11 protein-coding genes are annotated in these 11,729 nt (G+C 61.5%); 7 read left to right on the top strand and 4 right to left on the bottom strand.

The window, feature by feature from the left end; translation table 11 throughout:
- Positions 1-7 precede the first annotated feature (7 nt).
- The 3 genes from IV109_RS10465 to IV109_RS10455 are packed head-to-tail and all read right to left on the bottom strand — an operon-like array spanning position 8 to position 3,999.
- A complete protein-coding gene (locus tag IV109_RS10465) occupies positions 8-1,615 on the bottom strand; it encodes an efflux RND transporter periplasmic adaptor subunit (protein WP_296695828.1) in 1,608 nt (535 codons plus the stop codon).
- A 52-nt stretch (positions 1,616-1,667) separates the two neighbouring features.
- Positions 1,668-2,804 (bottom strand): acyl-CoA dehydrogenase family protein, encoded by a 1,137-nt coding sequence (locus IV109_RS10460; protein WP_296695826.1) that lies wholly within the window; start codon positions 2,802-2,804, stop codon positions 1,668-1,670.
- 13 nt (positions 2,805-2,817) lie between these two features.
- A complete protein-coding gene (locus tag IV109_RS10455; RefSeq protein WP_296695822.1) occupies positions 2,818-3,999 on the bottom strand; it encodes an acyl-CoA dehydrogenase family protein in 1,182 nt (393 codons plus the stop codon).
- Between the two features lie 257 nt (positions 4,000-4,256).
- Between IV109_RS10455 and IV109_RS10450 the strand changes: the two genes are divergently transcribed.
- The 6 genes from IV109_RS10450 (at position 4,257) to IV109_RS10425 (ending at position 8,427) form a co-directional block, all read left to right on the top strand.
- Positions 4,257-4,799: a DUF6622 family protein gene (locus tag IV109_RS10450; RefSeq protein WP_366834235.1), complete on the top strand. Its 543-nt coding sequence runs from the start codon at positions 4,257-4,259 to the stop codon at positions 4,797-4,799.
- A 38-nt stretch (positions 4,800-4,837) separates the two neighbouring features.
- Positions 4,838-5,116 carry a 2TM domain-containing protein gene (locus IV109_RS10445; RefSeq protein ID WP_296695816.1) on the top strand — a complete coding sequence of 93 codons (279 nt, stop codon included), beginning with the start codon at positions 4,838-4,840 and terminating at the stop codon, positions 5,114-5,116.
- 24 nt (positions 5,117-5,140) lie between these two features.
- A complete protein-coding gene (locus IV109_RS10440) occupies positions 5,141-6,199 on the top strand; it encodes a histidine kinase (RefSeq protein ID WP_296695813.1) in 1,059 nt (352 codons plus the stop codon).
- Entirely contained in the window at positions 6,196-7,020 is an 825-nt protein-coding gene (locus IV109_RS10435) for a LytTR family DNA-binding domain-containing protein (protein WP_296695809.1), read from the top strand. The genes IV109_RS10440 and IV109_RS10435 overlap by 4 nt, the downstream gene beginning before the upstream one ends.
- Positions 7,021-7,090: 70 nt before the next feature.
- Positions 7,091-7,750: an LON peptidase substrate-binding domain-containing protein gene (locus tag IV109_RS10430; protein WP_296695804.1), complete on the top strand. Its 660-nt coding sequence runs from the start codon at positions 7,091-7,093 to the stop codon at positions 7,748-7,750.
- An 86-nt stretch (positions 7,751-7,836) separates the two neighbouring features.
- Positions 7,837-8,427: a hypothetical protein gene (locus IV109_RS10425; RefSeq protein WP_296695801.1), complete on the top strand. Its 591-nt coding sequence runs from the start codon at positions 7,837-7,839 to the stop codon at positions 8,425-8,427.
- A gap of 72 nt (positions 8,428-8,499) precedes the next feature.
- Here the strand turns inward: IV109_RS10425 and IV109_RS10420 are convergent, their stop codons facing one another.
- On the bottom strand, positions 8,500-9,627 hold the full coding sequence (locus IV109_RS10420) for a DUF2157 domain-containing protein (protein WP_296695796.1): 1,128 nt from the start codon (positions 9,625-9,627) through the stop codon (positions 8,500-8,502).
- A gap of 71 nt (positions 9,628-9,698) precedes the next feature.
- Here IV109_RS10420 and IV109_RS10415 point away from each other — a divergent pair, with 71 nt between their 5' ends.
- Complete coding sequence (locus tag IV109_RS10415; protein WP_296695795.1) at positions 9,699-11,534, top strand: glutamine--tRNA ligase/YqeY domain fusion protein; 1,836 nt, start codon at positions 9,699-9,701, stop codon at positions 11,532-11,534.
- Positions 11,535-11,729 lie beyond the last annotated feature (195 nt).

Below are 11,729 nucleotides of genomic sequence, written 5' to 3'. Positions count from 1 at the left end.
TGCTGCCCTAGAACGCAAGCCGTGGCGCCGTGGCGCCCGGGCGCTGCTGACCCGCACCTGCGCTACCCGTAGGCTGAATACCGGTGATGACCACGGCGCCTTCCTTCAGGTCGCTGGCCTCGGGGCTGGCGACCGGCACGATCAGCTCGGTGCTGCTTCCATCGGTGATGCCCAGGCGCACATTGAAGGCTCTGGGCTTGCCATCTGCACCCAGCAGGTAGATACGGCCACGCGTGCTGGTGCGGCTGGCAGCTTCCGCCACGATGACCTGGTATTTGGCCTTCTGCTCGGGCGTGAGCATGTCGGCGATCTTGCCGCGCATCTCGCCCAGCACCTTGGCGCGGGCCGCAGCACGCTGGTCTTCCGCAAGATCGCGCAGGGCCATGAACTGGGGGCGCATCCCGGCGCTGATGGCATCGAGCTTGCCTTGCTGCTCGGTGCTGAGTTGCAACTCGGTCACCAGCCGCTCGCGCATCGCTGCCAGTCCGCCGCCAGCCCCGGCCGCGCCTCTATCCGTCTGGGCCACCGCTTCACTCAGCCAAGTCCAGCCGCGCAACTGACTGGTGGAGCTGCCTGCAGCGGATGCCGCGCCAGCAGGCGCTGGCGCCGGCTCCACGCCCGCAATGCGCACACGCAAGGCGGCATTGGGGATCTTCAGCACGTTCTCACGCATGTCGGTGGCCACGCGCACATTGGCGGTCATACCGGGCAAGAGCCTCCCGCCGACGTTTGCGAAGCCCACGACCGCCACATAGGTCACCACATTGGCCACATTCTGTGCCGCCTTGCGCACCTGGCGCACCTCGCCCTCGAAGGTCTGGCCCGGGAATGCGTCCACGGTAAAGCTGGCTTTTTGTCCGGTTCGGATACGACCGACATCGCTCTCGTCAATGCTGGCATCCACCTGCATGTCCTGCAAGTTCTGGGCAATCACAAACAGCTCCGGCGACTGCAGGCTGGCTGCCACGGTCTGGCCTTTTTCAATGGCCCGCTTGATCACGATGCCGCTCACCGGTGAGGTGATACGCGTCCTGGCCAGGTCAATGCGTGCCTGAGCCAGGGCCGACTGCCGCTGAGCCACACCCGCCAAGGCGCTCTGTAGCTGCGCCGCCACCAGTTTGATGTTTTCGGCACCACTGCGCGCCAGCGCCTGGGCTTTTTCAGCCTCGGACGCGGCAATGTACTGCTGTGCCACCAACTTGGCTTTGCGATCAAAATCGCGCTGCAGCTCATCGGCGTCCACCTGCGCCTTGGCCAGGGCAGCCCGCTGCGTCATGGCCGCAGCCTGGGCCGCATCCACATCGGCCTGTGCCGAGCGCACCCGGTACTCGAAGGTCTCAGGGTCAATCACGGCGATCAACTGCCCGGCTTTCACTTCGGAGTTGAAATCAACCAGCAAATCCTTGATCTGGCCCGACACCTGCGTGCCGACCGACACCTGCGTCACCGGATTGACCACACCACTGGCCGACACGGTGGCCTGCACCGAGCCGCGCTCGATTTTGGCGGTGCGGTATTGCACCGCATCAGCGGCACTGCGCTGGCTCCACCACCAACCGCCCACCGCCAAAATGACAACGCCCACCGTACCCACTACCCAATATGACTTTTTCATGAAAGCCATTGTAGGAAGCCGGCGCGGCGGGCGCGTTTCCGCAAAGTAAAGATCAGGTCAATGCAGCGTAGCGCTCCAGATGGTGGTCCACATCGCCAAAGCGCTGCGCAATCACCGTGAGGCGCCGGAAGGTGTGCGACACCTTCATCTCCTCGGTCATGCCCATGCCGCCGTGCAACTGCACCGATTCCTGGCTGATCTTGCGGGCCGATTCAGCGATGCTCACCTTGGCCGATGAGATTGCCGCCTTGCGCGTAGCAACGGCGCCCGGCTCTGTCGAGCTGGCAGCAGCATCCACGCGGCAAGCCGCCAAAATCGCCATCGAGCGGGCTTGCTCACAGGTAATGTACATATCGACCATGCGGTGCTGCAAAGCCTGAAACGAGCCGATGGGCGCGCCAAACTGCTTGCGTGTCTTCAGGTATTCCAGTGTTGCATCGTTGGCCGACTTCATGGCGCCAACCGCTTCGGCACACAGCAAGGCGGTCGCAAAGTCCACCGCTTCCTCGATGTGAGGCAAGGCACCACCCTGCGTACCCAGCAGTGCGTCCGCACCAACCATGACGCCGCGCAAGCTCACATCAGCGGCACGCTGACCATCCACCGTGCGATAAGCACTCACACTGACGCCAGGCGCCGTGCGATCCACCAGGAACAGGCTTGCGCCGGCACCGGTGCGGGCAGAGACCACCAGCACGTCAGCCACCGTCGCACCCACCACCACGACCTTTTCGCCGTCGAGCTTCCATTGCGCCCCGCTTGGGGTGGCGGTGGTCGTTTGGGGCTCCAGCGTAAAACGCTGACCGCGCTCCAGATAAGCGAACGTCGCCTTGCGGCTACCGTCGATCAAGGCTGGCAGAACCCCAGCGCGTTGCGCCTCGGAGCCTGTCTTCGCGACCAGGCGAGTGGCCAGCGCAATGTGGTCGAGCACAGGCTCGACGACCAGCGCCTCGCCAAAAGCTTCCATCGCTGCCATCATGTCCACCGCGCCGCCACCGAAGCCGCCATCGGCCTGGGCAAACGGAATAGCGGTCAGGCCCATTTCCGAGAATGCGGTCCAGGCAGCATCGTTGAAGCCGGTACTGGAGTTGATGACCTGCTTGCGCGACTCGAAGTCGTAAGCCTTGGCGAGGTACTTGCTCACCGAGTCTGCGAGCAACTGCTGTTCTTCGTTGTATTCGAAATCCATGTCGTTTTCCTTGTTACAGCCCAAGCGTCATCTTGGCAATGATGTTGCGTTGAATTTCATTGGAGCCGGCGTAAATGCTGGCCTTGCGATAGTTGAAATAGCGCGGAGAAAGGCGTGAGGCGTGCGGGTCAACCGAGCCACCTTCAACGGCCACAAAGGGCTGTGCGTTGGGACCTACGGCCTGCATCATCAGCTCGGTGATGGCCTGCTGAATTTCAGTGCCCCGCAGCTTGAGCATGGACACGTCCGCACCGGGCGGCTGGCCGGTCTTGCGCATCTTGTCCAGAAAACGCATGCCGGTCAGTTCCTGTGCAGCGAGGTCAATCTCGATGCGCGAGAGGCGATCGCGAAAACGTGGATCTTCAATCAAGGGACGACCGTTTTTCAGTTCACGCTTGGCCACCACACGCAGGGCCGCCAGTTCGCGCTGCAAACCGCCCACGCTGGCACTGCCCAGACGTTCGTGGCCCAGCAGGTACTTGGCCACCGTCCAGCCCTTGTTCTCTTCATGCACCAGGTTTTCCACCGGCACTTTGACGTTCTCGAAGAACACCTCGTTCACCTCGTGGCTGCCATCCATCAAAATCAGGGGGCGCACGGTGATGCCGGGTGTCTTCATGTCGATCAGCAGAAAGCTGATGCCTTCCTGGCGTTTGTCGCTGCTGGAATCGGTTCGCACCAGGCAAAAAATCCAGTCGCCATAGTGCGCCAGCGTGGTCCAGATCTTCTGGCCGTTGACCAGATAGTGGTCGCCCTGGCGCTCGGCCTTCGTTTTCAGCGAAGCCAGGTCGGAGCCGGAGCCCGGCTCTGAATAACCCTGGACCCAGAAGTCCTCGCCGTCCCGGATACGCGGCAGAAAACGGTTTTTCTGGGCATCGGTGCCAAAGCGCAGCAAGACCGCCGCGCACATCTGGGGTCCGAATGAAGGCAACGCAGGCGCGCCGGCCAGGCCGAACTCGCTGTCGGAAATATAGCGCTGGGTGATGTCCCAGCCGGTTCCGCCCCATTCCACCGGCCAGTGCGGCACCGCCCAGCCCTTGGCGGCCAGAATTTTGTGCCAGCGCATGTAGTCATCACGCGAGAGGTGCTTGTATTGGGTGACCTTGTCGCGAATGTCCGCGGGCAGGTTATCTGCCAGCCATGAGCGGACTTCGTTTCGAAAGGCCAACTCTTCAGTGGAATAGCTCAAATCCATGTGGATATCTCCTGACGTGCAATTTGTGTGTGCTGCGCCGATTGGGCGTTGTGCATGAAAGGCACAAGTCGAAGATATTACCCACTCAGCTCACCGGCCACTGTCGCGTAGGGAACCGTGGCGAACGTATTGAACGTCCGCATTCACACCCCATTCCGGCATTTCACGCCCCGATTCCCGCATTTGATCGCATGCCACTGGCTCCAACATCATCCGCCGGGCAAAGTCCACCCATCGCTTAACCAACCAAGGACTCCATCATGCTGAATCAAATTCTCGCCAACACCCCCCGCTGGGTCTGGGTCTTGCTCGTCGCGTTGCTGTGGCTGGGCTTGAGCCAGGCCGTCACCCGCACCGCTTCGCTCAAGCGCATCACCCTCATGCCGCTGGCCATGATTGGTTTGTCGCTGTACGGCACGGTAGCGGCCTTCGGTGCAGAGCCCCAGGTGTTGCTGGTCTGGCTGTGTGCCGGCGGTCTGATGGCCGCGCTGGTGTTGCAGCAGCCGCTGCAGGATGCCACCCACTTTGACACCTGGAAGCGGCGTTTCACCTTGCCCGGCAGCTGGGTACCGTTGATGCTGATTCTCGGCATCTTCATGACCAGGTACATCGTCGGCGCGGTTACTGCCATGCAACCCGCGCTGGCTCACGACGCAAGTTTCAGCCTGGCCTTCGGTGCACTGTATGGTGCGTTCAGTGGCGTCTTTCTGGCCCGTGCCGCCCGTCTGTGGCGCCTGGCGCTGCAGGCCGACCGACCCGGGACTCCAGCCGCCCGCAGAACTAATGCGGGCTGGGTTTGAATTTCGCTAACATCATGTCAATCCAACCGGTAGCTCCTATGACCCCTGAAGAAATTGACCGCCTGGCCCGCAAACGCGCTGGCCGAAAACTGGGCTGGTACATCCATGCACTCGTTTTCATTGTGGTGAACACCGGCCTGGCCGTTCTGTCCACCTTCACGGGGCGCCATTTCGCGCTGCTATCGGCTTTTGGCTGGGGTCTGGGCCTGATGATTCACGGCCTGGTGGTTTTCATCCTGCAGCCAGGGGGCAGCCTGCGGGAGCGTCTGGTCAGCCAGGAACGCGAACGGCTGCAAAAGCAGCAGGACAAGCCCTAGTCACCCGGCAGCGCTCACACAAGCATGAAGCCACTTTTCACCATCGTCGTCCTCGAACGCTGCATTCAAGCCGCGGCATTCAGCACGGTCATTGCGCTGGGCATCACCAGCTTTGGCGAACACAGCTTTGGCAACAACCTGGTGTACTCGCAGTGCATTGGCTTAAGCATCTGGATGATCACCGACTTCGGCCACCGCCTGCTGATGCCCGAACCCAAGAAACACTGGCGTCGCCTGTTCTGGTTCGTGCCTTTGGGGGCGACCGCTGGTTTTGTCCTGGGTACGCTTGTGGCTGACCTGCTGCTCAACCAGCACAGTTTCAATTACTGGACCGACGCACCGCGCAAAGCCTTCGGTTTTCTGATTCTGAGCCTGGTTGCGGGGGGCAGCAGCACCTATTACTTCATGAGCCGAGAGCAGCTGGCCACCGCTCGGGAAGACATGGCACGCACCAGCGCACAGGCTGAGGCAGCCCAACGCCATGCAGCCGAGTCACAGCTCAAGCTGCTGCAGACCCAGCTGGAGCCGCACATGCTGTTCAACACCCTGGCCAATTTGCGCGCACTCATCGGGGCAGACCCGGCGCGAGCCCAGGACATGCTGGACCGGCTGGTGGCCTACCTGCGGGCGACCCTGGCCGCGTCACGTGCCACCACGCACACGCTGCAGGCCGAGTTCGACCGCCTGCACGACTACCTGGAATTGATGGCTGTTCGCATGGGGCCGCGCCTGCGTTACACGCTGGATCTGCCGCCGGAGCTGGCAAACCAGCAAGTGCCCCCGTTGCTACTGCAGGCGCTGGTGGAGAACAGCATCAAGCACGGCCTGGAGCCCAAGGTGGACGGCGGCGAAATCAGGGTCGCCGCACATCGCACGGGTGCCGAATTGACCCTGGAGGTGCAAGACTCCGGTGTGGGCAGCAGCACCGACCTCAACCAGGCATCGCAGGCCGCAGGCAGCTTTGGCCTGGCGCAAGTGCGTGAGCGGCTTGAAGCCAGCTACGGTGACCAGGCAGCCATTAAATTTTTAGCAAATAGCACAGGCGGGACGACGGCCTGCATTGCTTTTCCGTGCCCAACATGAGCCCAAGCCCTAGCCCCACCGCACTCATTGCGGAAGACGAACCCTTGCTGGCTGCCGCGCTGAAGGCAGACCTCGCCAAGCTTTGGCCCGAACTGCAGGTGCTGGCGGTGGTGGGTGATGGCGCCTCGGCCGTGACGCAAACGCTGCAGCACCTGCCCGATATCCTGTTTTTCGACATTCGCATGCCGGGCATGAGCGGGCTCGACGCTGCGGCTGAACTTGCCGACGAATGGAACACCCACGCCACGGGCGGCAAGCCCTTTCCCGCCCTGGTATTTGTGACCGCCTACGACCAGTACGCCATGGCGGCCTTTGAGGCCCAGGCCATGGATTACCTGCTCAAACCGGTGCAAGCGAACCGGCTGCAAAAAACCATATCAAAACTACAGCTAGCCCTCGCCAATCATTCTCAGCCTGCTCTCAATTTCGAAGCAACGCTGGGGCAACTGCGCGGTCTGCTGGCAACCGGTACCCAGGCCCCGCCTGCGGCGCTGCCACGCCTGAAAGTCATCCAGGCCAGCGTGGGCACGTCGATCCGCATGGTGCCGATCGAAGACATTGTGTATTTCGAAGCCGCAGACAAGTATGTGCGTGTGCTAACCGCCGACCATGAATACCTGATCCGCACGCCGCTCAAAGAGTTGCTGCCCCAACTGGACACCCACGCTTTCTGGCAAATCCACCGCGGCACGGTGGTCAATGCCGCCAGCATCGACACCATCACCCGCGACGAGGCTGGCAAACTCAGCCTGTCGCTGCGTGGTCGGGCTGACAAACTGCCGGTAAGCCGCCTCTACGCCCATCTGTTCAAAGCCATGTAGCCGCCGGGGCGCAAGGCAAGGCGCAGAAGTTCGTGGGATGATGTCGGGAACGCAATTCGTTTCACTGCCAATGACTGAATCTCTTGCCCTGTTTTCGCTCCCGCTGTTTCCGCTGGAGACAGTGCTCTTTCCGGGCGGCCTGTTGCCACTTCGGATTTTCGAAGTGCGTTACCTGGACATGATCGGCAAATGCCACAAGACCGGCGCGCCGTTTGGCGTCGTGACGCTGACCAAGGGCAGCGAAGTGCGCAAGGCCGGATCGGGCACCCAGGATGGCGAGGGCTCCGCGCAGGAGACCTTTCACCCCGTGGGCACGCTGGCCACCATCACCGAGCTTTCTCACCCGCAGTCCGGCCTGATGATGGTCCGCTGCACCGGCACGCACCGTTTTCGCTTGTCCAGCCAGAACAAACTCAAGCACGGTCTGTGGATCGGCAACGTGGTCCGCCAGCCCGACGACCAGCAAGTCAAGATCCCCGACGACCTGAAGGGTGTGGCCACCGCGCTGGGCAATCTCATCAACACCTTGCATGCACGCGATGTGCCCTTTGACCAGATGCCGATGCAGGCACCCTACCTGCTTGAAGACTGTGCCTGGGTCGCCAACCGCTGGTGCGAATTGCTGCCCATGCCACTGGCGAACAAATACCGCCTGATGGAGCTGGACAACCCGCTGGTGCGGCTGGAACTGGTCAGCGACATCCTGGAGCGCAGCGGCATCGCCACCTGATTTCCAAATACCCAGTTCGCTTGCCGATTCCCCGTGCGGGCACTACCATACGCGCAAGCCATCAGCCCAACACAGAGGTGCCCGACATGACCATTCAATACACCACCGCAGTGGATCGCCTCCCGGAAAACAAAATGCGGATGTACCCCACCAAGGTCATCAACATCATTGGCGGCCCCGGGTGCGACAAATCACTGTTCTCGTCAGCCATCATCCTGTACCTGAACCTGCACCACAAAACCGTGGAGAGCATCCCGGACTACGCCAAGTCGCTGGTCTGGCAGCGCGACTTTGAAGCCCTCAAGAACCAATACCAGATTGCGCAGCGCCAGTTTGAAATGCTGGAGTTGCTGGATGGCCAGGTGCAGTTTCTGGTCAGCGAATGCTCCTTGCCGCAAGTGCTGTACTACAACGAACACTATGTAGAAAACATCTGCGATGTGCCCAAGACGCGGGCCAAAATCCTGCAGTGGTACAAGCAGCACAACAACGTGAATGTGATGGTGGAGCGCGGCGACAAGAAATACATCCACACCGGCCGTTTTCAGGACGAAGAGCAGGCCCGCAACATCGACAAGGCGCTGCGCCACACCCTCACCCACGAGGGCCTGAAATACACCGTACTGCCGCCCGAGCTGGACGCTATCAACGCCTTTGCCGCCACCCTGCTGGAATAAGCCCCCCCTACACGCCGGCCCAGCTCCACGCCAGCGCGCCAATGCACCAGTACTGAATAGGCGCTAGTCCCATCAGCCGCGCAGCCCGGCAGGCACCCAGGCGCTCAAGCGCGCATTGATCCGCGCCTCGTTGCGCTGCCACCAGATGCCCAGCACCACCACCCCCAGGCCCAGCAGGGTGAGCGCAAAGGGAAACAGCAAACTGTCCTTGAACACCCGGTGCGACAGGTAACCCAGATAGCCTGCCACCCCAAATGCCCCCAGCACCGTGAACACCCGCCGCCCGATGGCCGCGCCCACAAACACCAAAAACACATTGATCAGCGCGTAGCCCAACTTGCCCAGCTCCGAGTTGGAGTCGCGCCAGCTCAGGCCGCACCAGAACATGATGGCGCCAAACAGGTACAGCCAGAACGCATAGTCCTGCCGCCACTCAGCCGTTTGCGCCCGGCGGCTGCGTATATCCACCTGCACGGCAATGGCGCAAGTGGCCAGGCCAAACACCATGGACACATCGCGCGTGAATTGCCAGTCAAAACCCGCGTTTTGCATCAGTGCATTGGCCAGGTCCATGCTCATGTACCAGATAGTGACCGCCAACGGCATCACCATAAAGGGCAGGCGGTAGCGCCACAGCATCACCACGCCGGCGGCCAGCGTGGCAAATTCAAGCGTGAGCCAGCGCCAGTCAATCAGCGTGTGGTAGCTGGCATAGCTTTGGGGCCCGCCAGGTGGCCACAGGCCCAGGCCGGACTGCACGCACCACACCATCAGCGGCACCAGGCACACCGCCAGCGTGGCCAGAATGCCCGCCGGTATCGGCAAATAGCGGCCCTTCAAATGGTCGGCCACCTTCAGGCAGGCCAGCAGGTAGGCTGCGCTGATGGCCAGCAGGCCCCAGGCACCCAAGGCCTGCCAGCCCAGCGTCATGAACAGCGTCATCGCGCCAATGGCCACCATGCCGCCAAAGTAATACAAGGTATTGGTGAAGCTGAAGCCCGGCCCGCCCAACCCATCCCCAACCCGGCGGCCCTGCATGTCGGCCAGCACGGCCGCTGCCACGCCCGGCGCACGCCAGCGCGACCACAGGTGCTGGGCCTGCGTGGTGGAAATAATGCCGGCCTGCACCGCCGCGTGCAACTCGGCACGCCCCACTTGCACGGTTTCGGGAGGACTGCCAGGAATTTCGTTTTGATTCATGAGGTAGGGCGGGATGGCCTTCAAGTGTGGCGATGGTACTGCAGCAAAGCACGCGGTCTAAAATCAAGCGCATGAGCTCCCCCACCCCCGCCAACCCCCATGCAGCCGCTGCTGCCACTGAAGCCGTCAAACCCAGCAACTTCCTGCGCCAGATCATCGAACATGACCTAGCCGCCGGCACCTACGCCACCCGCCTCTGGGCCGGCAGCCCCGGCGACGCCGCGCACCATGCCGCAGGCCAGCCAGACCCCGCCAAAATTCGCACCCGCTTTCCGCCCGAGCCCAATGGCTACCTGCACATTGGCCACGCCAAAAGCATTTGCATCAACTTTGGCCTGGCGCGTGACTATGGTGGCGTGTGCCACCTGCGCTTTGACGACACCAACCCCGAAAAAGAAGACACCGAGTATGTGAACAGCATCATCGACGCGGTGAAGTGGCTGGGCTTTGACTGGAACGGCAGCGCCAATGCGGCCCCCTACCAGGCCAGCGACTACTTCGACTTCATGTACCGCGCCGCCGAGCACCTGATCGAAGCCGGCTGCGCCTATGTGGACGAGCAAACCGCAGAGCAAATGCGCATCAACCGGGGCGACTTTGGCAAGCCCGGGGTGGACAGCCCGTTTCGCACCCGCACTGCTGCAGAAAATTTGCGTATCTTCCGCGAAATGCGCGACGGCAAGCATGAAGACGGCTCGATGGTGCTGCGCGCCAAGATCGACATGGCCAGCCCCAACATCAACATGCGCGACCCGGCCATCTACCGCATCCGCCGCGCCACGCATCACCACACGGGTGACAAATGGTGCATCTACCCGATGTACACCTTTGCCCACCCGATTGAAGACGCGCTGGAGCAAATCACCCACAGCCTGTGCACGCTGGAATTTGAAGACCAGCGCCCGTTTTACGACTGGCTGCTGGAGCGCCTCATCGAAGGTGGCCTGCTGGCGGCCCCCGCACCGCATCAGTACGAGTTTGCACGGCTGAACCTCACCTATGTGATCACCAGCAAGCGCAAACTGGCGCAACTGGTGTACGACCACAAGGTGCAGGGCTGGGACGACCCCCGCATGCCAACAATAGTCGGCCTGCGCCGCCGCGGCTACACGCCTGCCAGCCTGCAACTGTTTGCCGAACGCATTGGCGTGACCAAGAGCGACAGCTGGATCGACTACAGCACCCTGGAAGGCTGCCTGCGCGAAGACCTGGAAACCGTGGCCCACCGCGGCATGGCCGTCATCAACCCTGTGAAACTGGTGCTGACCAACTGGGACGAAGTATTTGCCGACAAGGGGGTCGCCGGCCACCTGGAGCCCTGCACCCAGCCCGCCCTGCCCCATCCGCCCGAGGGCACCGAGCCACCACCCGCACGCCACTTCACCATCGGCAAAGAGGTGTGGATTGAGCGCGAAGACTTTGAAGAAGTGCCGCCCAAGGGCTACAAGCGTTTGTTCCCCGGCAACAAAGTGCGCCTGAAGGGCGGCTATGTGATCGAGTGCACCGGCTGCGCCAAAGATGCCAACGGCGTCATCGCGCAAGTGCATGCCACTGTGGTGCCCGACACCAAGAGCGGCACGCCCGGTAGCGATCTGGTGAAGGTGAAAGCCGCCATCACCTGGGTGGGCGTGGCCAACGGCGTGAACGCGGAGGTGCGCATGTACGACCGCTTGTTTTTGGATGCGCAGCCCGATGCGGGCGGCAAAGACTTTATTGAGAGCTTGAACCCGAACAGCTTGAAGGTGGTGACTGCGATTGTTGAGCCCTCACTGGCGAATGCCAAGGCGGGGCAACAGTTTCAGTTTGAGCGGCATGGGTACTTTGTGGCGGATCGCATTGACCATGTGCAGGGAAGCAAGCCGGTGTTTAATTTGGCAGTGGGGTTGAAGGATAGTTGGGGTAAGTAACTAAAAACAGTCCGATAAGGGGAGGCAAGTAATGGCAACGACCAATGACAGCAAACATAAAAATGTAGGAATCCGAGATTGGATCACCTTAGCGATCATATTTTCGACGGTACTGATTATTTGGTACTTGTCGTGGTTCCTAGAAGTGGTCCGACAAATTTGAACAGTAGGATAAGTGGAAATCCAAGCGATTTT

Origin of the sequence: Rhodoferax sp., from assembly GCF_018780565.1 — a bacterium.
Lineage (GTDB): Bacteria > Pseudomonadota > Gammaproteobacteria > Burkholderiales > Burkholderiaceae_C > Rhodoferax.
The sequence above is the reverse complement of the archived record's forward strand: the minus strand, read 5'-3'. Positions and strand labels throughout refer to the sequence as shown.